Source organism: Nonomuraea cypriaca (assembly GCF_015645445.1).
Taxonomy (GTDB): domain Bacteria; phylum Actinomycetota; class Actinomycetes; order Streptosporangiales; family Streptosporangiaceae; genus Nonomuraea; species Nonomuraea cypriaca.
The window spans coordinates 1-21,641 of record NZ_JADOGI010000010.1; the positions used below are offsets into that span (position 1 = coordinate 1).

The 21,641-nt window shown below is 69.5% G+C and carries 18 protein-coding genes; 14 read left to right on the forward strand and 4 right to left on the reverse strand.

Features of this window, described 5'->3' with window-relative positions; translation table 11 throughout:
* Positions 1–70 precede the first annotated feature (70 nt).
* From ruvB to ITP53_RS05175, 6 genes are all read left to right on the forward strand, one after another.
* Positions 71–1,102, forward strand: coding sequence for a Holliday junction branch migration DNA helicase RuvB (gene ruvB, locus ITP53_RS05150; protein WP_195894125.1), 1,032 nt, complete (start codon positions 71–73; stop codon positions 1,100–1,102).
* A 214-nt stretch (positions 1,103–1,316) separates the two neighbouring features.
* Positions 1,317–1,682 (forward strand): preprotein translocase subunit YajC, encoded by a 366-nt coding sequence (gene yajC / locus ITP53_RS05155; protein ID WP_195894126.1) that lies wholly within the window; start codon positions 1,317–1,319, stop codon positions 1,680–1,682.
* 43 nt (positions 1,683–1,725) lie between these two features.
* The gene (secD, locus tag ITP53_RS05160; protein WP_328814016.1) at positions 1,726–3,516 is read left to right on the forward strand and encodes a protein translocase subunit SecD; all 1,791 of its coding nucleotides are present in this window, start codon (positions 1,726–1,728) and stop codon (positions 3,514–3,516) included.
* 1 nt (position 3,517) lies between these two features.
* Positions 3,518–4,504: a protein translocase subunit SecF gene (secF, locus tag ITP53_RS05165; RefSeq protein WP_195894127.1), complete on the forward strand. Its 987-nt coding sequence runs from the start codon at positions 3,518–3,520 to the stop codon at positions 4,502–4,504.
* Between the two features lie 160 nt (positions 4,505–4,664).
* Entirely contained in the window at positions 4,665–5,183 is a 519-nt protein-coding gene (locus tag ITP53_RS05170; protein WP_195894128.1) for an adenine phosphoribosyltransferase, read from the forward strand.
* 191 nt (positions 5,184–5,374) lie between these two features.
* On the forward strand, positions 5,375–7,567 hold the full coding sequence (locus tag ITP53_RS05175; protein ID WP_195894129.1) for a RelA/SpoT family protein: 2,193 nt from the start codon (positions 5,375–5,377) through the stop codon (positions 7,565–7,567).
* A 1-nt stretch (position 7,568) separates the two neighbouring features.
* On the opposite strand, the gene ITP53_RS57040 is transcribed toward ITP53_RS05175, so the two are convergent.
* The 3 genes from ITP53_RS57040 to ITP53_RS05190 all read right to left on the reverse strand — a co-directional run bounded on the left by ITP53_RS57040 (position 7,569) and on the right by ITP53_RS05190 (position 10,890).
* Complete coding sequence (locus ITP53_RS57040; RefSeq protein WP_236050471.1) at positions 7,569–8,657, reverse strand: cupin domain-containing protein; 1,089 nt, start codon at positions 8,655–8,657, stop codon at positions 7,569–7,571.
* A 71-nt stretch (positions 8,658–8,728) separates the two neighbouring features.
* Entirely contained in the window at positions 8,729–9,958 is a 1,230-nt protein-coding gene (locus tag ITP53_RS05185) for a DUF349 domain-containing protein (RefSeq protein WP_195894130.1), read from the reverse strand.
* Positions 9,959–10,020: 62 nt separating this feature from the next.
* Entirely contained in the window at positions 10,021–10,890 is an 870-nt protein-coding gene (locus ITP53_RS05190; RefSeq protein WP_328814021.1) for a peptidylprolyl isomerase, read from the reverse strand.
* A 138-nt stretch (positions 10,891–11,028) separates the two neighbouring features.
* On the opposite strand from ITP53_RS05190, the gene ITP53_RS05195 reads away from it, so the two are divergent.
* From ITP53_RS05195 to aspS, 3 genes are all read left to right on the forward strand, one after another.
* A complete protein-coding gene (locus ITP53_RS05195; RefSeq protein WP_195894132.1) occupies positions 11,029–11,709 on the forward strand; it encodes an MBL fold metallo-hydrolase in 681 nt (226 codons plus the stop codon).
* Positions 11,709–12,968, forward strand: coding sequence for a histidine--tRNA ligase (hisS, locus tag ITP53_RS05200; RefSeq protein WP_195894133.1), 1,260 nt, complete (start codon positions 11,709–11,711; stop codon positions 12,966–12,968). The genes ITP53_RS05195 and hisS overlap by 1 nt, the downstream gene beginning before the upstream one ends.
* A gap of 257 nt (positions 12,969–13,225) precedes the next feature.
* Entirely contained in the window at positions 13,226–14,956 is a 1,731-nt protein-coding gene (gene aspS / locus ITP53_RS05205; RefSeq protein ID WP_195894134.1) for an aspartate--tRNA ligase, read from the forward strand.
* Positions 14,957–15,037: 81 nt separating this feature from the next.
* On the opposite strand, the gene ITP53_RS05210 is transcribed toward aspS, so the two are convergent.
* Complete coding sequence (locus tag ITP53_RS05210; RefSeq protein WP_195894135.1) at positions 15,038–15,934, reverse strand: peptidylprolyl isomerase; 897 nt, start codon at positions 15,932–15,934, stop codon at positions 15,038–15,040.
* Between the two features lie 168 nt (positions 15,935–16,102).
* Between ITP53_RS05210 and ITP53_RS05215 the strand changes: the two genes are divergently transcribed.
* The 5 genes from ITP53_RS05215 to alaS all read left to right on the forward strand — a co-directional run bounded on the left by ITP53_RS05215 (position 16,103) and on the right by alaS (position 21,636).
* Positions 16,103–16,582 (forward strand): DUF2231 domain-containing protein, encoded by a 480-nt coding sequence (locus ITP53_RS05215; RefSeq protein ID WP_195894136.1) that lies wholly within the window; start codon positions 16,103–16,105, stop codon positions 16,580–16,582.
* Between the two features lie 207 nt (positions 16,583–16,789).
* Positions 16,790–18,091, forward strand: coding sequence for a replication-associated recombination protein A (locus tag ITP53_RS05220; RefSeq protein WP_195894137.1), 1,302 nt, complete (start codon positions 16,790–16,792; stop codon positions 18,089–18,091).
* 246 nt (positions 18,092–18,337) lie between these two features.
* Positions 18,338–18,712: a DUF948 domain-containing protein gene (locus ITP53_RS05225; RefSeq protein ID WP_195894138.1), complete on the forward strand. Its 375-nt coding sequence runs from the start codon at positions 18,338–18,340 to the stop codon at positions 18,710–18,712.
* Positions 18,709–18,939: a hypothetical protein gene (locus ITP53_RS05230; protein ID WP_195894139.1), complete on the forward strand. Its 231-nt coding sequence runs from the start codon at positions 18,709–18,711 to the stop codon at positions 18,937–18,939. The genes ITP53_RS05225 and ITP53_RS05230 overlap by 4 nt, the downstream gene beginning before the upstream one ends.
* 21 nt (positions 18,940–18,960) lie before the next feature.
* Complete coding sequence (gene alaS / locus ITP53_RS05235; protein ID WP_195894140.1) at positions 18,961–21,636, forward strand: alanine--tRNA ligase; 2,676 nt, start codon at positions 18,961–18,963, stop codon at positions 21,634–21,636.
* Positions 21,637–21,641 lie beyond the last annotated feature (5 nt).

A 21,641-nucleotide genomic window follows, 5' to 3' on the forward strand; every position in this document is an offset into this window, starting at 1 on the left:
GGGCCTAGGGTGGGGGGCGGGTGTGTTGTGACGGCCGGGTTCGGGTCGCGTTCGGGGAGGTGTGGGCGGCTTGGGAGCTGAGCGGGAGTTGGTGTCGGCCGCAGCCGAGGGCGATGAGCTGCAGATCGAGGCGGCGCTCCGGCCCAAGAGGCTGAGCGAGTTCATCGGCCAGGGCCGCGTGCGAGAGCAGCTGTCCCTCGTACTCGAAAGCGCCCTGCGCCGGCAGCGGCCCCCTGACCACGTCCTCATGAACGGGTCCCCGGGGCTGGGCAAGACGACCCTGGCCATGATCATCGCGGCCGAGCTGAACGCGCCGCTCCGGATCACCTCGGGCCCCGCGCTGGAGCGGGCCGGGGACCTCGCGTCCATCCTGTCGACGCTGGCCGAGGGCGAGGTGCTGTTCATCGACGAGATCCACCGGATGGCCAGGCCCGCCGAGGAGATGCTCTACCTCGCCATGGAGGACTTCAGGGTCGACATCGTCGTCGGCAAGGGTCCGGGAGCCACCGCCATCCCGCTCGACATCGCCCCGTTCACGCTGGTCGGCGCCACCACTCGGGCCGGGCTGCTGCCCGCGCCGCTGCGCGACCGGTTCGGCTTCACCGCGCACATGGACTTCTACGAGGTGGGCGAGCTGGAGCAGGTGCTCAACCGCTCCGCCAAACTACTCGGCGTCACGCTGCCCGGCGAGGGCGCACACGAGATCGCCAGGCGCTCGCGCGGCACGCCCCGCATCGCGAACCGGCTGCTGAGGCGCGTACGCGACTTCGCCGACGTCCGTGCCGATGGCGTGGTCAACCGGGACATCGCCTCGGCGGCGCTCAACCTCTACGAAGTCGACGCCGAAGGGCTTGACCGGCTCGACCGGGCGGTGCTGGGTGTGCTGCTGAAGAAGTTCGGCGGCGGCCCGGTGGGGCTTTCCACGCTGGCGGTGGCCGTGGGCGAGGAGCCGGAGACGGTCGAAGTGGTGGCCGAGCCGTTCCTTGTCCGCCAGGGTCTGCTGGCCAGGACCCCGCGCGGCCGGGTCGCGACCGCGGCCGCGTGGAGCCACCTCGGCTTGACCCCGCCCCCAGATGCGTTCGGAGCGACACTTTTCACCTGATCACAGAACGGTTGCAACCGTTTCAAAATGGGAACTTCCCCGCGCGCCGAAACGCTGCCTCGTTGCCGCGTTTCGCAACAAGCGCCTACACTCCGTGGCTTGGCTGGCTGTGTAGGCTGACGGGCTGAGCGGCGCGGCCCCGGACGCAACGCACGGAATTTCCGGCGCGAGGCCGGTGTCAACGTCTTGTACGACAATTGGAAGGTCGCCCCTTATGGACATGGGACAACTGGGTAGTATCCTGCCGCTGATTCTGCTGGTGGTGGTGTTCTACTTCCTGCTGATTCGCCCTCAGCGCAAGCGTCAGCAAGAGGCGGTCAAAATGCAGAACTCCCTGGCGCCCGGCGCGCGGGTCATGACCACGACGGGTCTGTTCGGCACCGTGGTCGCGGTGGAGAATGAGGACGTGGTCCTCGAGGTCGCGCCAGGGATCGAAACCCGCTGGGTGAAGGCCGCGATCGGCCGCGTCGTCACGCCCGGCGACGCCCCTGCCGCCGGGGAAGACGAAGAGGGCGACAAGGAGTCCGAGGCCACCGTGGATCACAACGGCGACCAGGGCTCCAGCTCCAAGCAGTCCTGACCAAGCTCTGCGCCCAACCTCTATCCGAAAGAACTGACGACCAGTGGCCCGACCGACCAGCCGCCACAGCCGACCGGGGCGTACGCTCCTGGTGCTGCTGGCGCTCATCCTCGCCCTGGGCGGGACGATGTTCCTGCAGCAGGCGTACACGCCCAAGCTGGGGCTCGACCTCGCCGGCGGCACGACGGTGACTCTGTCGCCCGTGACTCAGAACAACGCGGCGCCGCCTGAGGAGATCCTCGACCGCGCGGTCAACATCATCCGCGACCGGGTCAACGGCACCGGCATCTCCGACGCGGAGGTCGCCAAGTCCGGCGACAACATCATCATCTCCATTCCGGGCGTGGGGCAGAGCGAGGCAGTCAAGCTGGTCGCCACCACCGCGGAGCTGCGCTTCCGCCAGGTTCTCGCGATGGAGCCCACGCAGATCCCGCAGGAAATGGCCACCAACGCGCCGACGCCGAGCGCCTCGCCCTCGGCCTCCGCCACGGGCTCGGCCAAGCCGTCCAGCTCGCAGTCGGCCACCACGCCGGCCCCGAGCGCGTCCCCCACGGGTAAGGCGCTGTCGTCGGCGCTGACCGCGGCCTCGCCCGCGCCGTCGCCCTCGGCCACTCAGGACGGCGGACAGCAGGACGGCAAGAAGGACCAGGACGCCAAGAAGGGACAGGACGCCAAGTCCACGCCGACGCCGACCGGCGAAACCAGCCCTCCGCCGCAGCAGGACCCCAACGCCGGCGTCAACACCGAGGGCATCGACCCCGCGGTGCTGGCCCAGTACAACAAGCTCGACTGCGCCGACCCGAAGAACCGCGGTCAGGGCGTCCAGGACGACCCCAACAAGCAGTTCGCCGGCTGTGAGACCGACGGCAGCTTCAAGTACGTCCTCGACGTCGCCAAGGTCGTCGGCACCGACATCAACACGGCCTCCGCGGGCGTCCAGCAGGGCACCACCGAGTGGGTCGTCCAGCTCGACTTCAAGAGCAAGGGCGCGGGCGAGTGGAGCAAGCTCACCACCACCGCGTACAACTCGCCGGAGCCGCGCAACAAGGTCGCGGTCGTGCTCGACGGCGTCGTCATCACCGCGCCCAACATCATCAGCCCGATCCCCGGCGGCCGGGCCGAGATCACCGGCGGTTTCGACCAGATCAGCGCCACCAACCTGGCCGACCAGCTCAAGTACGGCGCGCTGCCGCTGAAGTTCAACCGCAGCTCGATCGAGACCGTCTCCTCGACGCTGGGCCAGGACCAGCTCCAGGGCGGCCTGATCTCGGGCGTCATCGGCCTCGCGCTCGTGGTCCTGTACAGCTTGTTCTACTACCGGGGCCTGGGCATCGTGGCGGTGCTGAGCCTCGTGGTCGCCACGGTCATCACCTACACGTCCGTGGTCGTGCTCGGGCACAACGCCGGCTTCCGGTTGTCGCTGCCGCACATCATCGGCCTGGTGGTCTCGATCGGCATCACCGCCGACTCCTTCATCGTGTACTTCGAACGCATACGTGATGAGATGAAGGAAGGGCGGCGGTCGCTCCGCGCGGCCGTCGAGGTGGCCTGGGTCCGTGCCCGGCGCACGATCCTGATCGCCGACGCCGTCATGTTCATCGCCGCGATCGTGCTGTACTTCCTGGCGGTGGGCGGTGTGGCCGGGTTCGCGTTCGCGATGGGCCTGACCACGCTGATCGACGTCGTGGTGGTGTTCCTGTTCACGAAGCCGTTCATCGCCATGCTGGCGAGGGTGAGGTTCTTCGCCAAGGGGCACCCGCTGTCCGGGCTCGACGCCGAGCGTATGAGCGAGGCCGGCTCGGGCGGCCGCACGACCACTCCGCAGGAGGCCTGAGATGGGATTGGGGCGTCGCCTCTATCGGGGCGAGATCGACGTCGACTTCGTCGGCAAGTGGCGGCTCTGGTACAGCCTGTCCGGCCTGCTGCTGGTCGTGTCGCTGGCCGGCCTGCTGTTCAACGGGCTCAACCTGGGCGTGGAGTTCAAGGGCGGTTCGGTCTTCTCGTTCGCGGCGCCGAGCGCCGGCATCGAGCAGGTCCGGGAGACCTTCCAGGACGAGGGCGTGCACCAGCCGATCGTGCAGACGGCCGGCGACCGGTGGCGGGTCACCACCGAGACCCTCTCGGAAGGCACCATGAACCAGGTGCAGACCGCGATCGCCAAGGACTACAACGTCCCCGCCGACCAGGTCGACATTCAGTCGATCGGCGCGTCCTGGGGCGGTGAGGTCTCCCAGAAGGCCTGGATCGGCCTGGGCGTGTTCATGCTGGCGATCATCTTGTATCTGTCGATGGCGTTCGAGCCGAAGATGGCGCTCGCGGCCATCGTCGCGCTCGTGCACGACCTCGTCATCACGGCCGGCATCTACGCCTGGTCGGGCTTCGAGGTCACGCCCGCGACGCTGCTGGGCTTCCTGACCATCCTCGGTTACTCGCTCTACGACGCGGTCGTGGTGTTCGACATGATCAAGGAAGTCACGTCCAAGCTGGGGCACACGTCCAAGCAGACGTACTCGATGGCGGCCAACAACGCGCTCAACCACACGCTGATCCGGTCGCTGAACACCTCGCTGGTCGCGATCCTGCCGGTGGCGGCGATCCTGTTCATCGGCACCACGCTGCTCGGCGCGGGCACGCTGAAGGACCTGTCGCTGGCCCTGTTCGTGGGCATGATCGTGGGCACGTACTCGTCGATCTGCGTGGCGACGCCGCTGCTGGTGACGCTCAAGGAGCGGGAGCCGAAGTACCAGGCCATCGCCAGGCGGCTGGCCTCCACGGGTGGTGGCAAGAAGGGTTCCAAAAGCGCGGCCGTAGCCAAGGGGTAGGCGGCGCGCCCATCACGACGACGCCCCCGGCACCGCGATCACGCGGGCCGGGGGCGTCGTCGTGCGCCCTCAAGCACGTGCTGTGTTGTCCGGAGTGGCGGCGGGATGCACCATCATGGAGCGCGGCAGATCGCCGGTGGAGAATGCGAGGGAAAACCCCATGACCGAGCTGAGCAAGATGATCCTGGACAAGATCAGGGACGTGCCCGACTACCCCAAGCCGGGAGTCCTGTTCAAGGACATCACGCCGCTCCTCGCCGACCCGGTCACGATGGCGGCCGTGGTGGACGAACTGGCCGGGCTGCACCAGGTGGACAAGATCGTGGGGATCGAGGCGCGCGGCTTCATCCTCGCCGCACCGGTGGCGTATCGGGCGGCGGCCGGGTTCGTGCCGGTGCGGAAGAAGGGAAAACTGCCCGCCGAAACCCTGGAAGAGTCCTACGATCTGGAGTACGGCTCCGCGACCATCGAGGTCCACCGTGACGCGTTCGCGCCCGGCGACCGTGTCCTCATCGTCGACGACGTGCTGGCCACCGGCGGCACGGCGAAGGCGACCGTGGACCTCGTGCAGCGGGCCGGAGCCCGGGTCGTCGCCATCGCGGTGCTCATGGAACTGGGCTTCCTGAAGGGCCGGGACCGGGTCGAGGGAGTGGAGCTGCACTCCCTCGTGATCGTCTGAGTCCGGCCCGCGACTGCCCAGGTTGGACGCCTGGATACACTGGTGGGATCTGGACTCGAACGTGAGGAGCAATTGCGTGAGGAGTCTGTGTGCCCCGTGATGCGGTCGTGCCCGACGTAACCGACGCAGCAGGCAGTGCCGAGCCGTCCGGCGTGCCGGCGGTGCGTCGCAGGCGGTTTGGGGGTGGGGCCATGAACCCGGTGCTGGAGCCGTTGTTCCGGACCGTCCGGGCCACCCATCCCAAGGCGGACCTGCGCGTCATCGAGCGTGCATACGACGTGGCCGCCTATCACCACCGTGACCAGAAGCGGAAGTCCGGCGACCCGTACATCACCCATCCGCTCGCCGTGGCGACGATCCTGGCCGAGCTCGGCACGGACGACGAGACGCTGTGCGCGGCCCTGCTCCACGACACGGTCGAGGACACCGCCTACAGCCTCGACGAGCTGCGCGGCGACTTCGGCGAGACCATCGCCTCCCTGGTCGACGGCGTGACCAAGCTGGACAAGGTGAAGTTCGGGGACGCCGCGCAGGCCGAGACGGTGCGCAAGATGGTCGTCGCCATGTCGCGCGACATCCGCGTGCTGATCATCAAGCTGGCCGACCGGCTGCACAACATGCGCACCATGCGCTACCTGCCTGAGCACAAGCGCCACCAGAAGTCGCGCGAGACGCTGGAGATCTTCGCCCCGCTGGCCCACCGCCTGGGCATGAACACGATCAAGTGGGAGCTCGAGGACCTCGCGTTCGCCATGCTCTATCCCAAGCGCTACGACGAGATCGCGCGCATGGTGTCGGAGCGGGCGCCGCGCCGCGACCTGTTCCTGCAGGAGGTCATCGAGAAGGTCTCCGGCGACCTGCGCGAGGCCAAGATCCGCGCCGTGGTCAAGGGCCGGCCGAAGCACTACTACTCGGTCTACCAGAAGATGATCGCGCGGGACGTGGCGTTCGACGACATCTACGACCTGGTGGGCATCCGCGTGCTGGTCGACAGCGTACGCGACTGCTACGCGGCGCTCGGCACCATCCACGCGCGGTGGAATCCGGTGCCCGGCCGGTTCAAGGACTACATCGCGATGCCCAAGTTCAACATGTACCAGTCGCTGCACACGACGGTGATCGGTCCCGAGGGCAAGCCGGTGGAGCTGCAGATCCGTACCCACGCGATGCACCACAGGGCCGAATACGGCGTGGCCGCGCACTGGAAGTACAAAGAGGAGGTCGGCACCCCCGGCCCCACAGGCAAGGTCAAGCCGGGCAGCGACATGGCCTGGCTGCGTCAGCTCCTCGACTGGCAGAAGGAGACCTCGGACCCCGGTGAGTTCCTGGAGTCGCTGAGGTTCGACCTGTCGGTGTCCGAGGTCTACGTGTTCACCCCGAAGGGGCAGGTCATCGCGCTGCCCGAGGGGGCCACGCCGGTCGACTTCGCCTACGCGGTGCACACCGAGGTGGGCCACCGCTGCATCGGCGCCCGGGTCAACGGCCGGCTGGTGCCACTGGAGTCACGGCTCGGCAACGGCGACACGGTGGAGATCTTCACCTCCAAGTCGCCGGACGCGGGGCCGTCGCGCGACTGGCTGAAGTTCGTCAAGTCGGGCCGGGCCCGTAACAAGATCAGGCAGTGGTTCTCCAAGGAGCGCCGCGAGACCGCGATCGAGGCGGGCAAGGAGGCCATCGGCCGCGCCATGCGCAAGCAGGGGCTGCCGCTGCAGCGCCTGATGTCCGGCGAGGCGCTCCTGGCCCTGGCTCGCGACCTGCGCTACCCCGACGTGTCCGCGCTCTACGCGGCCGTGGGGGAGGGCCATGTCGCCGCCCAGGCCGTCGTGCAGAAGCTCGTGGCCTCCATCGGCGGCGTCGACAGCGCCGAGGAGGACATCGCCGAGACGTCGCTGCCCACGCGGCTGCGCGGCCGGCCCCGCGGCGGGGGCGGCGCCGGCGTGGTCGTGGCGGGCGACGCCGACGTGTGGGTACGCTTGTCGAAGTGCTGCACCCCCGTTCCCGGCGACGAGATCGTCGGGTTCGTCACCCGGGGCCACGGCGTGTCCGTGCACCGCGCAGACTGCACCAACGTCCAGCAGCTCAAGACGCAGCCGGACCGGCTCGTGGACGTGAGCTGGTCGCCGAGCGACGACAGCGTGTTCCTGGTGGCGATCCAGGTGGAGGCGCTGGACCGGCCGCGGCTGCTCTCCGACGTCACCCGGACCCTCTCCGACCAGCACGTCAACATCCTGAGCGCCTCGGTCACGACCTCGCGGGACCGGGTGGCGGTCAGCAAGTTCACGTTCGAGATGGGCGACCCCAAGCACCTGGGCCACGTGCTCAAGGCCGTGCGCAGCATCCAGGGCGTCTTCGACGTCTACCGGGTGAGCGGCGCGAGCGGCTGAGCTACCCGGCCAGGCTCGGGAGGTTGACCACGATGGCCTCCTGCGTGCTGCGCGCGATCACCACGACCGCCTCGACGGACGGGTCGGGGTTCTCCTCGCGGTGCGGCACGTAGGGCGGGACGTAGACGTAGTCGCCGGGTCCCGCGTCGATCCGCGACTCCCGCCCGTCCTCCAGGAAGACGAACGACGGGGTGCCGCTGACGACGTAGATGGCCGTCTCGGAAGCCCCGTGGTGGTGGTCGGACGAGCGGGTGGCGGGGGAGACGTGCGTCTGGCCCATCCACAGCCGCTGGGAGCCCGCCGTGGCGCCGCTGATCGCGGCCAGCCTGCGCATGCCGGAGCTCTGCGCCGTTTCGCCTGAGAGTCCTCCTGAGCCCACGTGAGCCAGCGGCCGGTGAAAAGGGTCGCCCTCCGTGCGGTAACCCTCCCAGAGGCGCCCTCCGGCCCGCTCCAGCACATCCGAGGCGACGGCCGCCAGACGCACCGGGTCGTCCTGGGCGGCGAGCAGCTCTCCTGCCAGCTTCGGGTCGTGCGCGCGCAACTCGCGCAGCAGCCACTTGCCGCTGCCCTGCCACCACCGCCCCACGCCGAGCGCCGTCGTGGCCGCCGCCTGCACGATCTCCCAGCGGATGAACGCCTGCTCGCCCGGGTCCGTCGCCCCCGACAGGTCGTCGAGCAGGTCCGACAATACGTATCTCGCCCGCTCCGCCTGCGTGCCTGTCAGGCCCTCAGGGCCGGCCGCCAGGCGCTCGCCCAGCGCGCTCTGCAGGTCGCTGGCCCGGCCGCCGGTCCTGTCGGTCAGCACCGCGCCCTCCGCGCAGATGCGCGCCAGGACCGGCCGCCGCCTGCCGAAGTCCTTGTCCAGGTACGCCTCCAGGCTGACCTCGCTGTGCACGAGCAGCTCGACGGGCCACTCGCGCCAGCGCAGCGACTCGCGGTAGGGGACGGCCAGGCCGTCGAGCACCACCACGACGTCGAGGTCCGAGGTGCTGGTGCGGCGCTCGGTGAGCACGCTACCGCCGACGAAGGCGTAGAGAGCTCCGGGGAACATCTCATCGACGAGGGCACGCGCGGCGCTGACGGGATCCATGCCGCCAGCCTAGATCTCCGGCCCGGCCGCCCGCGGCCCGATTGACCACGTGCGGCCGCTCCGGCGGCGGGTCAGCTGAACTCGGTGAGCGTGCGCTCGGCCTCCTCCAGCCACGAGCGGCGGGCGACGAGCGCCTCCTCGGTCTCCTTGATGTCCTTGGCGCGCCCGGCCGCCTGCGCCTTGACCAGGCGCTTCTCCAGCTGCTCGATCGAGGTGCGGAGCTGGTCGACCGCGCTCTGCGCGCGCGCCCTGGCCTCGGGGTTGGAGCGCTTCCACTCGGCGTCCTCGGCCTTGCGGACGGCCTCGTCGACCTTGCGCAGCCCGCCTTCGAGGCGGTCGCGCTGCTCGCGCGGCACCGGACCCGCGGCCTCCCACCGCTCCAGGATGTGCCGCAGCGCGCCCCTGGCCGTGCGTACGTCGGTGACGGGAAGGATCTTCTCGGCGTCGGCCAGCAGCTCCTCCTTGACCTCCGCGTTGGCCGCGAGCGAGGCGTCCCGCTCGGCGAACACCGCGGAGCGGGCCTGGAAGAACTGGTCCTGGGCGGCCTTGAAGCGGGCCCACAGCTCATCCTCGGCCTCGCGCGAGGCGCGCCCCGCGGTCTTCCACTGCTGCATGAGCTCACGGTAGATCGCCGCGGTGGTGCCCCAGTCCGTCGAGCCGGCGATCGCCTCGGCCTCGGCCACGATCCGCTCCTTGGCCGCTCGCACGCCCTCGCGCTGCTCGTCGAGCCCCGCGAAGTACTGCTTGCGCCGCTTGGCGAACGCCGTGCGCGCGGAAGACAGCCGCTTCCACAGCGCGGCCTCGGTCACCCGGTCGATGCGGTCGGCGGCCTTCCACTCCTCGACGAGCTGGCGCAGCCGCTCACCGCCCGACTTCCAGTGGGTGGTCTCGTCCGCGATGCGTTCGGCCTCGGCGACGATGCGCTCCTTGACCGCCCTGGCCTCGGCTCGTGCCTGTTCGCGGGCGGCCTTGACCTCCTCGCGGCGCCGGCCCACCAGCTCGGTGAGGCCGTCGAGCCTGGCCGTCAGCGCGGCCAGGTCGCCGATGGCGTGGGCGTCGGCCACGGCTTCGCGCAGCTTGGCGATGCTCGCCTCGGCCTGCGCGGGAGCCAGGTCGGTGCCCTTGAGCCGCTGCTCGAGCAACTGCACCTGGCCGGCCAGCTCGTCGTACTTGCGATGGAAGTAGGCCAGTGCCTCTTCGGGCTCGCCGGCCTGCCAGGAGCCGACGGCCCGCTCTCCCTCAGCCGTACGCACGTAGACGGTGCCGTCGTCGTCTACCCGGCCCCACGGGTCGGTGCTCACCGTGTCCTCCCGCACTATCCATCAGACCCTTCGGGACTACTTCGTCCCTAGTTTGTATTACGTCAGCTCTTGCCGGCGATTGTCACGTCTTTGATTTCGACGGTTTGCTTTGGTGCTCCCGTCCCGTCTCCCATGTCGGCGATGACGCCCGCTTTGTTCACCTTGTCCAGGATGTCGAGCCCCTTGGTGATCGTACCCACCGGTGTGTAATCGGGGGTGAGTCCGATGTCCCCGTAAACGAGGAAGAACTGACTGCCCGTGCTGCCCGGCGCGGAGGTCTTGGCCATCGCCATCACGCCGCGCGTGTACTTCGCTCCCTCGAGGTTCTCCTCGGCCATCACGTAGCCGGGGCCGCCGGAGCCGTCCTGGCTCTTGCCGTCGGCCTTGGCCGTCGGGTCGCCGCACTGCAGCATCGGGAACTGCGCGCTGCCGAGCCGGTGGCACTTGCTGCCGTCGTAGTACTTCTTCTTCGCCAGGTGCTCCAGTGAGTTGGTCGTGCAGGGCGCCTTGGCGTTGTCGAGTTCGACCACGATGTCGCCCAGGTTCGTCTCGAACGTCATCGTCTTCTTCGCCGGCTTGGTCTCGGCCTTCTTCGGCGGCATGCCGACGTCCTTGACCTGACCGCCCGACGTGTCGGCGACGTAGTCACAGGTGCCCGTCGCCGCGTCGTACGGCTTCGGCCCCGTGCTCGGCGGCGCCGAGGCCGTGTCCTGCGCCGACGCCGTGGGCGAGGCCGCGGCGTCGGTCTGCGCGTCGCCGCCGCCCAGCAGCGCGATCGCGGTCACGATGCCGCCGACCACGATCACCACGCCCACGGTCGAGCCGATGATCGCCGTACGCTTGGTCTTCTGCTCGCGCTCGAGCCGGCGCTGCATCTGCCGCTCGTAGTGCTCGCGCGCCAGCTGCTTCTGCCGGTCCTTCCCCGTGGACACCGCTTTGCCTCCCATAGTCAATCAACTGAGGTGGGCGAATCGTATCGGCCAATGGGTAATGATTCGCAGCCCGGCGACCCGCACCGGTACCCTTCGGTTACATTCCCATTGGCTTTTCGACGAGATCACCTGAGGCAGATGCTCATCGCCGGCTTCCCCGCAGGGGCCTTCCAGACCAATTGTTACGTTGTCGCGCCTGCCGCCGGCGAGGAGTGTGTCATCGTCGACCCAGGTCAGGACGCCACCGAGGGCGTCGAGGAGCTGGTGCGCGAGCACCGGCTCAAGCCGGTCGCGGTCCTGCTCACCCACGGCCACCTCGATCACGTCTGGTCGGTGGCCCCCGTCTGCGGCGCGCGTGACGTCCCCGCGTGGATCCACCCGGAGGACCGCCACCTGCTGAGCGACCCCGCCGCGGGCTGGTCCGACACGAGCGCCCAGCTGTTCGGCGGGCTGACCCTGAGCGAGCCCGACGACGTGCGCGAGCTGTCCGACGGCGCCGTGCTGAAGCTCGCCGGCCTGGAGCTCGTCGTCGACCACACGCCCGGCCATACCAGGGGGTCGGTGTCCTTCAGGTCGCCCGGCGACGGGGTCATGTTGGCAGGGGACCTGTTGTTCGCCGGCTCCATCGGACGCTCTGATCTTCCCGGGGGCGACTACCCGACGATTCTGCGCAGCCTGGCTACCAAGTGTCTGCCGCTGCCTGACGATACGGTCGTCTTGCCGGGCCACGGACCACAGACAACGATCGGCCGCGAGCGTGCTACCAACCCATACTTGAAGGAAGCCGCACCGCACGCCGGTCCCACACGAGGGATCTAATGAGCTTCCAAGCACCGAAGGGCACCTTCGACTGGCTGCCACCCCGCTCCGAGCGGGTGCTGGCCGTACGCGAGGCGCTGGCCGCGCCGCTGCGCCGGGCGGGCTACGGCTACATCGAGACACCCGTCTTCGAGGACACCCAGCTGTTCGCCAGGGGCGTAGGCGAGTCGACCGACATCGTCTCCAAGGAGATGTACACCTTCCCCGACAAGGCGGGCCGCTCCCTGACGCTGCGCCCCGAGGGCACGGCCTCGGTGGTGCGCGCCGTGCTGCAGCACAACCTGCACACCGGCCAGCTCCCGGTGAAGCTGTGGTATTCGGGAAGTCAGTTCCGCTACGAGCGCGCGCAGAAGGGCCGCTACCGCCACTTCTGGCAGGTCGGCGCCGAGGCGCTCGGGTCCGAGGATCCGGCGCTCGACGCCGAGCTGATCCTGCTCGGCGCCCGGGGCTTCGCCTCGCTGGGCCTCAAGAACGTCACGTTGCTGCTCAACTCGCTCGGCGACAAGTCCTGCCGTCCCGCCTACCGGGCGTCGCTGCAGGAGTTCCTGCGCGGGCTCGACCTCGACGCGGACACCAGGGCCAGAGTCGACATCAACCCGCTGCGGGTGCTCGACGACAAGCGGCCCGAGGTGCGGGCCCAGCTGGAGGGCGCGCCGCTGGTGGTCGATCACCTGTGCGCGGCCTGCAAGGCATACCACGAGGAGGTCCGCGCGCTGCTGAGCGCCCGCGGGATCGCGTTCGAGGACGACCCGAGGCTGGTGCGCGGGCTCGACTACTACACGCGCACCACGTTCGAGTACGTGCACGACGGGCTCGGGTCGCAGTCCGCGGTGGGAGGCGGCGGGCGCTACGACGGGCTCAGCGAGATGCTCGACGGCCCGCCGCTGCCCAGCGTCGGGTGGGCGCTCGGCGTCGACCGCGCCATCCTGGCCATGGAGGCCGAGGGCCTGCTTGACGACGCGGCACAGAGCCGCGTCCAGGTGTACGGTGTCCCGCTGGGTGACGACGCCCGCCGCCGGATGTTCCTGCTCATCGACGAGCTGCGCCAGGCGGGGGTCAGCGCCGACATGGCGTTCGGCGGCAAGGGGCTCAAAGGTGCGATGAAGGGCGCCGACCGCTCGGGCGCCGCGTACGCGCTGATCCTGGGCGAGCGTGACCTCGCGGCCGAGGCCGTGCAGGTGAAGGACCTCAGCACCGCTGAGCAGACCGAGGTGCCGCTGGCCCAGGTGGTCGATGTCTTGAAGGGAAGAGTGCGGTGACCGGCACCACGTCCCCCGCCGTTCTTCCGCCATCCGTTTGAAGGGAAGGTTCGGTGATCCGCGAGTCAGCACGTGCCGGGTCGTCGCCGCCCTTCCGCCATCCGTTTGAAGGGAAGGTTCGGTGATCCGCGAGTCAGCACGTGCCGGGTCGTCGCCGCCCTTCCGCCATCCGTTTGAAGGGAAGGTTCGGTGATCCGCGAGTCAGCACGTGCCGGGTCGCCACCGCCCTTCCGCCATCCGTTTGAAGGGAAAGTTCAGTGATCCGCACGCATACCGCCGGGTCGCTCCGGAAGGAGCATGCCGGGCAGCAGGTGACGCTCGCAGGATGGGTGGCCCGCCGCCGTGATCACGGCGGCGTGGTCTTCATCGACCTGCGTGACGCCTCCGGCTCGGCGCAGGTGGTCTTCCGCGAGGAGGACCACGCCCACGACCTGCGCGCCGAATACTGCGTGCAGGTCGTCGGCCAGGTGAGGGTGCGCCCCGAGGGCAACGAGAACCCCGACCTGCCCACCGGCGCCATCGAGGTCGTGGCCGATCGGGTGGAGGTGCTGAGCGAGGCGGCGCCGCTGCCGTTCCCGATCGAGGGCAACGTGGGGGTGTCGGAGGAGGCGCGGCTCAAGTACCGCTACCTCGACATCCGCCGCCAGCAGGTGGCCCACGCCGTGCGCACCCGCTCCAAGGCCACCTACCTGGCCAACGAGGTGATGAACGAGCTGGGCTTCGTCTACGTCGAGACGCCGACCCTGACCCGCTCCACGCCCGAGGGCGCGCGCGACTTCCTCGTCCCCGTGCGCCTCCAGCCGGGCAGCTGGTACGCCCTGCCGCAGTCGCCCCAGCTGTTCAAGCAGCTCCTGCAGGTCGCAGGCCTGGAACGCTACTACCAGCTGGCCAAGTGCTACCGCGACGAGGACCTGCGGGCCGACAGGCAGCCGGAGTTCACCCAGATCGACGTCGAGATGTCCTTCGTGGACCAGGAGGACGTCATCGAGGTCGGCGAGAAGCTGATCGGCCGGCTGTGGAGGGAGATCGCCGGCCACGAGCTGACGACGCCGCTGCCGCGCATGACGTACGCCGACGCGATGGCACTCTACGGCTCCGACAAGCCGGACCTGCGCTTCGGCCAGGAGCTGGTCGAGATGACCGGCTACTTCGCGGACACCTCGTTCCGCGTCTTCCAGGCCGACTACGTGGGCGCCGTGGTGATGCCGGGCGGGGCCTCGCAGACCCGCAAGGAGCTCGACGGCTGGCAGGAGTGGGCCCGCTCGCGCGGCGCCAAGGGGCTGGCGTACGTGCTGGTCCAGGAGGACGGCACGCTCGGCGGCCCGGTCGCCAAGAACCTGTCGGCCGAGGAGATCGCGGGGCTGGCAGGCAAGGTCGGGGCCGGGCCGGGCGACGCGGTGTTCTTCGCCGCCGGCGCCAGGCACGCCTCGCGCGAACTGCTCGGCGCGGCCAGGCTGGAGATCGGGCGGCGCTGCGGGCTCATCGACGAGTCGAAGTGGTCGTTCCTGTGGGTCGTGGACGCGCCCATGTTCGAGGAGGACGGGGAGGGCGGCTGGACGGCCGTGCACCACCCGTTCACCGGGCCGAAGCCGGAGTGGGCCGACAACTTCCAGGACCACCCCGGTGAGGCGCTGGCTTACGCGTACGACATGGTCTGCAACGGCATGGAGATCGGCGGCGGCTCCATCCGTATCCACCGGGCCGAGATGCAGCAGCGCGTGTTCGACGTGCTCGGCATCTCCAAGGAGGAGGCGGAGAGCAAGTTCGGCTTCCTGCTGGAGGCATTCAAGTACGGTCCTCCGCCGCACGGCGGCATCGCCTACGGCTGGGACCGGATCTGCATGCTGCTGTCGGGCGGCGAGTCGATCCGTGACGTGATCGCGTTCCCGAAGACGGCCTCCGGCTTCGACCCGCTCACGGGCGCGCCCACGCCGATCACCACCGACCAGCGCAAGGAGGCGGGCGTCGACGCGGCGCCCAAGCCGTAAGGTCAGAAAAGGCCTGAAACAGCATGAAACAAGTGCGGCAGGCGTCCGAGAGGGACGCCTGCCGCACTCATGTCCGGGGGATCAGGAGAAGGTGATCTTCTTGATGATCACCGGGTTCTTGGGGGCGGTGGTGCCGCCGTCGCCGGTGATGTCGGCGTCGTTGATGATCAGGTCCTCGCCGCTGCTCGCCAGCCCGACCAGCATGTCCATGCCCTCGCTGACCATGCCGACGACCGAGTAGCCCGCGCCGATCTGGGTGTTCTCGTCCGACAGGGAGAAGGCGAACTGGCTGTTGTTCTGCCCGGCGGCGTCACCCGGCTGGGTCATGAACACCACGCCCTTGCCGAGCGGGATGTCGATGTTCTCGTCGGGGTAGACGTACCCGGCGGTGCCCTGGCCGTCGGTCGGGTTCTTGCCGTCGGCCTTGGCCTGCGGGTCGCCGCACTGCAGCATGTGCACGCCGGCCACGTCGGGGGTGACCAGGCGGTGGCACTTCATGTCGTTGTAGAACTTCTTCTTCGCCAGGAAGCTGAGCGAGTTGATCGAGCACGGCGCCGCGTCGGTCATCAGGTCGACGACGACCTCGCCGTGGTTGGTGGAGATCGTCATCTTCTTCAGCTTCATGTTGGGCTTCTTGCCCGGCAACCCGACGAACTTGTTCGGCACCGACGTCTCACGCTTGTAGGTGCAGTTCACCGGGGCCGCCGGCGTGGTCGGCGTGGCCGACGGCTGCGCGGACTCGGTCGGGCTGGCACTGGCACTGGCGCTGGCGGACGGGCTGCTCTGCGCCGAGGCAGTGCCGGGATCCTTGTTGACCAAGGTCGTCGCGGCGAAGATGCCGCCGGCGACCACGACGACGGCCACGCCCGCGCCGATGAAGGTGTTCCGCCTCGACTTGGCGGGCTGTTCCGCCGCGCGCCGCTCCTGCCGCTCCTTGTGCTCCCGCGCCAGCTCACTCTTGCGGTCGTCGCCGCTCACCGCGTATCTCCCTCATCTTTGCCGACACATGACCAAACAACTCCGCGAATGCTACCGGCCCTGGAATGTGCCGTGCGTAAGTGACGAAATCTGGTCAGAGTGGCGACGACGGTCGCGAACCATATGGTGCTGCCACACGTAGTTGAAATGAGCACTAAGGAGCGACTCATGTTCGACGAGATCCTGGGCCTGCCCGCCCATCCCCTGATCATCCACTTCGCCGTCGTGCTCACCCCCCTGCTCGTGGCGGTGTCGGCGGTCTACGCGGTGGTGCCGCGCTGGCGTACGTACGTGTCCTGGGCCGTGGTCCTGCTCTCCCTGGCCGGGCCGGCGGCGGTCTTCGCGGCCAGGCAGAGCGGCGAGAGCCTCAGAGCGGCCCGCTTCGCCACGGCGGACGGCCAGCTCGCGGCCCGCATCACCACGCACCAGAGCTTCGCCAACCCGCTGCTGCTGTCGGTGATCGGGCTGGCCGTGGCGGCCCTGCTGCTCGTGTACGCCACCCACCCGGCCCGCGACTCGATCGGGCGCGACAGGTTCGGCCGCCCCGCCTCGCTGGTCCTGTCCGGCTTGACGGTGGTGCTGGCCGCGGTGGCCGGCTACTACGTCTTCCGCGCGGGGGACTCCGGCGCGCGAGCCGTATGGTCGTAGGCGCACAGTCCGCTGCCTGCGGTGATCCGCTGGACGCGGCCCACCGTAGGCGCACGGTCCGCTGCCTGCGGTGATCCGCTGGACGCGGCCCACCGTAGGCGCACGGTCCGCTGCCTGCGGTGATCCGCTGGACGCGGCCCACCGTAGGCGCACAGCCGGTTATCCGCGGCGGGCATCTGGACGCGGGCCACCGTGTAATCTCGCGTTGTGGAGAGCCTGTTCGATTCGGCGGCTGAAGAGGCCACCCCGCAGCCCCTCGCGGTGCGGATGCGCCCGCGCACGCTCGACGAGGTGATCGGTCAGCGGCACCTGCTCGGTCCTGGCACGCCGCTGCGGCGCCTGGTCGAGAGCGAGGCGCCCATGTCGCTGTTCCTGTGGGGCCCACCGGGCACCGGCAAGACCACGCTCGCCTACGTCGTCTCCAACGTCACCAAACGCCGGTTCGTCGAGATCTCCGCCGTCTCGGCGGGGGTGAAGGACGTGCGGGCGGCCATCGACAACGCCCGGCGCGAGCTGGGCATGACCGGCCGCCAGACCGTGCTGTTCGTCGACGAGGTGCACCGCTTCAACAAGGCCCAGCAGGACGCCCTGCTGCCAGCCGTGGAGAATCGCTGGGTCACGTTCATCGGCGCCACCACGGAAAACCCGTTCTTCTCGGTCATCTCGCCGCTGCTGTCGCGCTCGCTGCTGCTCACGCTGGAGTCCCTGTCGGACGACGACGTGCGCGCGGTGCTGGAACGCGCCGTGTCCGACCCGCGCGGCCTGGACGGGCGCGCCACGCTGGCCCCCGAGGCCCTGGAGCAACTCGTACGCCTCGCTGGCGGCGACGCGCGCAGGTCGCTGACCTACCTGGAGGCTGCCGCACTTCTGTCCGACGACATCGCCGTCGAGGTTGTGGAAAAGGCCGTCGACAAGGCCGCCGTACGTTATGACCGGCAGGGCGACCAGCACTACGACGTGATCAGCGCGTTCATCAAGTCGATGCGCGGATCCGACGCCGACGCCGCGCTGCACTACCTGGCCCGCATGATCGAAGCGGGGGAGGACCCGCGCTTCATCGCCCGCCGCATCGTCATCTTCGCCTCCGAGGACGTCGGCCTGGCCGACCCCACCTGCCTGCAGACGGCCGTGGCCGCCGCGCAGGCCGTGCAGCTCATCGGCCTGCCAGAGGGGCAGATCAACCTGGCGCACGCGGTCATCCACTGCGCCATGGCGCCCAAGTCCAACGCCGTCGTCAAGGCCATCGGCGCGGCGATCGGCGACGTGCGGCGCGGCCTCATCGGCCAGGTGCCCGGCCACCTGCGCGACGCCCACTACCCCGGGGCGGCCAAGCTCGGCCACGGCGACGGCTACAAATACCCCCACGACTTCGACCACGGGCTGGTGCGCCAGGACTACGCGCCCGAGCAGATCCGCGATCGGCGCTACTACGAGCCCACCCGGCACGGCGCCGAGGCCCCGGTGGCCGACCGCTGGGCCAAGATCCGGGAATTCCTGCGGGGCTCCTGACGTCCCACCCGGGCGGGGAACGCGGACGCCCAGCCGGGGCAGGGGTGCTCATCGAGCCGGGCAACCACGGCCGGGGATCGGCTGGTGGGAGCCGGGTTCGCGGACGGTCCCCGGCTCGTGCGGGCGGGCATGGAAGTGCCGGACGCCGACGTGGCTGCCCGGCCGCGGGCGGCTTCGCCACTAACGTTGTCGTTCGAACGCGATAGGGTCATGCCGTTCCGGCCCAGGTACGAGGGAGATGAGCGGATGCTTACCGCTGGAGAGGTCGCCGGGCTGATCGCCGCCACGGGCTGGATAGTCCTGGTCTGCGTTCTCGCCATGGTGCTCGTCAAGCTCGCCCGGCTGCTCACCGAGACCAGCAAGGCGGTCTCCGACCTGACCGACCGCCTGACGCCACTGCTCGACGACGTGAGCGTCACGGTCAACGAGACCAACAGGCAGTTGGTCGCCGTCGAGGCCATCGCCAAGGATGTCAAGCAGGTCAGCGCGCACGCGGCCAAGCTCAGCGCCGTGACGCAGACCATCTTCACCGGCCCGCTGATCAAGGTGTCGTCGCTCGGCTACGGCGTGCGGCGCGCCATCGAGTCGCGCAGGCCGCCCAAGGTGGGGCGGCCCAGATGATCAGGCGGCTGTTCTACCTGTCGCTCGGCGCGTTCCTGACCTTCTGGGTGATGCGCAGGCTGCAGGCGCTCCACCCCGACCACCTCGCCCGCAGGACCGCACTCGGCGCGGCGGGGGTGCTCCGGCAGGTGAGAGACTTTACGCACGACGCGCTCGGCGAGGCCGCCGAGCGCGAAACGGAGTTGCGAGCACGCTTCGGGCTCGGCAACGCTGAAGACGACAACTGACTAAAGCAAAGGATGGCCACCATGGAGTCGGCAGAGATCGCCCGCCGCTTCCTGCGCTTCTTCGAGGAGCGTGGGCACAAGGTCGTGCCCTCGGCCAGCCTGATCGCTGAGGACCCCACGCTTCTCCTGGTTCCTGCCGGTATGGTGCCGTTCAAGCCGTACTTCCTGGGGCAGCGCAAGCCTCCGGCGTCCCGGCTGGCCACCGCGCAGAAGTGTGTGCGGACCCCCGACATCGAAGAGGTCGGCAAGACCACGCGGCACGCCACGTTCTTCCAGATGCTCGGCAACTTCTCCTTCGGTGACTACTTCAAGGCCGAGGTGATCCCGTTCGCGTGGGAGTTGCTCACCAGGTCCGAGTCCGACGGCGGCTTCGGCTTCCCCGAGGACCGGCTGTGGGCGACCGTCTACCTCGACGACGACGAGGCCTACGACCTCTGGCGCAACCGCGTCGGCCTGCCCGAGGAGCGCATCCAGCGCCGCGGCCTGGAGGACAACTACTGGCACATGGGCGTGGCCGGGCCGGGCGGCCCGTGCTCGGAGATCTACTACGACCGCGGCCCCGAATACGGCAAGGAGGGCGGGCCCGTCGCCGACGAGGACCGCTACCTCGAGGTCTGGAACCTCGTCTTCATGCAGTACCAGCTCAGCGCGGTCCGCTCCAAGGTCGACTTCGACGTGGCGGGCGAGCTGCCGGCCAAGAACATCGACACCGGCATGGGCCTGGAGCGCATGGCGACGATCCTGCAGGGCGTCGACAACCTCTACGAGATCGACACCACGTACAAGATCCTCGACAAGGCGGCGGAGCTCACCAAGACCCGCTACGGGCGCGACCACCGCGCCGACGTCAGCCTGCGGGTCATCGCCGACCACGTCCGCACCGGCACCATGCTGGTCGCCGACGGCGTCATGCCAGGCAACGAGGGCCGCGGCTACGTCCTGCGCCGCATCCTGCGCAGGACCGTACGCAACCTGCGCCTGCTCGGCTCCGGCGACGAGCGCTACATGCACGAGCTGACCGACGTCGCGATCAATGTGATGGGCGAGCAGTATCCGCAGCTCAAGGCGGACGCGCCGCAGATCCACGGGATCGTCGACGCGGAGGAGGCGTCGTTCCTCGGCACGCTCCGCACCGGCACCGCGATCTTCGACGTGGCGGTCGAGGAGACCAAGCGCAAGTCCGCCTCCATGATCCCCGGTGACCAGGCGTTCAAGCTGCACGACACCTACGGCTTCCCGATCGACCTCACCCTGGAGATGGCGGCCGAGCACGGGCTCAAGGTCGACGAAGAGGGCTTCCGCCGACTGATGAAGGAGCAGAAGCAGGCGGCCAAGGCCGACGCGGCCCTGAAGAAGACCGGCAACGCCGACATCTCCGTCTTCGGGCAGTTGCTGGAGGCGGCGGGCAAGGTCGAGTTCCTCGGCTACGACCAGACCGAGGCCGGCACGAGCGTCGTGGGCATCCTCGTGGACGGCGTGTCCGTCCCCGCGGCGGGCGCGGGCTCCACCGTGGAGGTCGTGCTCGGGCGCACCCCGTTCTACGCCGAGGGCGGCGGTCAGCTCGCCGACCAGGGCGTGATCAGGACCAGCGGCGCCGAGGTCGACGTGCTCGACGTGCAGTCGCCGCTGGCCGGGCTGGTCGTGCACCGCGGCAAGATCCGCACCGGCGAGCTCAGGGTCGGCGACGAGGCGCAGGCGGAGATCGACCTCGAGCGCCGGCGCGCGATCTCGCGCAGCCACAGCGCCACCCACCTCGTCCACCGCGGCTTCAAGAACGCGCTCGGCGAGACGGCGGCGCAGGCCGGCTCGGAAAACTCGCCCGGCCGTTTCCGCTTCGACTTCACCGCGGCCGGCGCGGTGCCGCCGAGCGTGCTGCGCGACGTCGAGGACGAGGTCAACGCCGTGCTCATCAACGACCTCAAGGTCAACGCCTTCTACACCACGCAGGTGGAGGCCAGGGCGATGGGCGCGCTGGCGATGTTCGGGGAGAAGTACGGCGACGAGGTCCGCGTGGTCGAGATCGGCGACTACTCCCGCGAGCTGTGCGGCGGCACCCACGTCCACAGCTCCGGCCAGCTCGGCCTGGTCAAGGTGCTGGGCGAGCAGTCGGTCGGCGCGGGCGTGCGCCGCGTCGAGGCGCTCGTCGGCATCGACGCCTTCCGCTTCCTGGCCCGCGAGAGCGTGCTGGTCGCCCAGCTCACCGAGCAGCTCAAGGCGCGCCGCGAGGAGCTGCCCGAGCGCATCGAGGGCATCGTCACCCGGCTGCGCACGGCGGAGAAGGAGCTGGAGAAGGTTCGCTCCGCCCAGGTGCTCCAGGTGGCCGGCGATCTGGCGGCCCAGGCTCGCGACCTGCGGGGAGCCGCTGTCGTGACACACCGCGCGCCTGATGGCACTGGTGCCGACGACCTGCGTAAGCTCGCGCTTGATGTGCGCGGCAGGTTCCCGGCCGACCGGCCGGTGGTCATCGTGATCGCCGGCGTCCCCTCCGACCGGCCGGTGGTGGTTGCCGCGGTCAACGAGGCGGGGCGCGAGCGGGGGCTCAGGGCCGGGCAACTGGTCGGCGTCGCCGCCAAGGCGCTTGGGGGTGGCGGTGGCGGCAAGGACGATGTCGCGCAAGGCGGCGGCACACGACCGGAGGCGATCGGCGACGCGCTTCGCCTCGTCGAGGAGACCATCGCAGAAAAGATCGCAGGGTAGCTCGG

Excerpts from the sequence above, each read along its gene's own strand:
- alaS (WP_195894140.1), top strand. The coding sequence starts at position 18,961 with ATGGAGTCGGCAGAGATCGCCCGCCGCTTCCTGCGCTTCTTCGAGGAG.
- ITP53_RS05225 (WP_195894138.1), top strand. The coding sequence starts at position 18,338 with ATGCTTACCGCTGGAGAGGTCGCCGGGCTGATCGCCGCCACGGGCTGG.
- ITP53_RS57040 (WP_236050471.1), bottom strand. The coding sequence starts at position 8,657 with ATGGATCCCGTCAGCGCCGCGCGTGCCCTCGTCGATGAGATGTTCCCC.
- yajC (WP_195894126.1), top strand. The coding sequence starts at position 1,317 with ATGGACATGGGACAACTGGGTAGTATCCTGCCGCTGATTCTGCTGGTG.
- ITP53_RS05215 (WP_195894136.1), top strand. The coding sequence starts at position 16,103 with ATGTTCGACGAGATCCTGGGCCTGCCCGCCCATCCCCTGATCATCCAC.
- hisS (WP_195894133.1), top strand. The coding sequence starts at position 11,709 with ATGAGCTTCCAAGCACCGAAGGGCACCTTCGACTGGCTGCCACCCCGC.
- ITP53_RS05195 (WP_195894132.1), top strand. The coding sequence starts at position 11,029 with ATGCTCATCGCCGGCTTCCCCGCAGGGGCCTTCCAGACCAATTGTTAC.
- ITP53_RS05230 (WP_195894139.1), top strand. The coding sequence starts at position 18,709 with ATGATCAGGCGGCTGTTCTACCTGTCGCTCGGCGCGTTCCTGACCTTC.
- ITP53_RS05175 (WP_195894129.1), top strand. The coding sequence starts at position 5,375 with ATGAACCCGGTGCTGGAGCCGTTGTTCCGGACCGTCCGGGCCACCCAT.
- ITP53_RS05170 (WP_195894128.1), top strand. The coding sequence starts at position 4,665 with ATGACCGAGCTGAGCAAGATGATCCTGGACAAGATCAGGGACGTGCCC.
- secF (WP_195894127.1), top strand. The coding sequence starts at position 3,518 with ATGGGATTGGGGCGTCGCCTCTATCGGGGCGAGATCGACGTCGACTTC.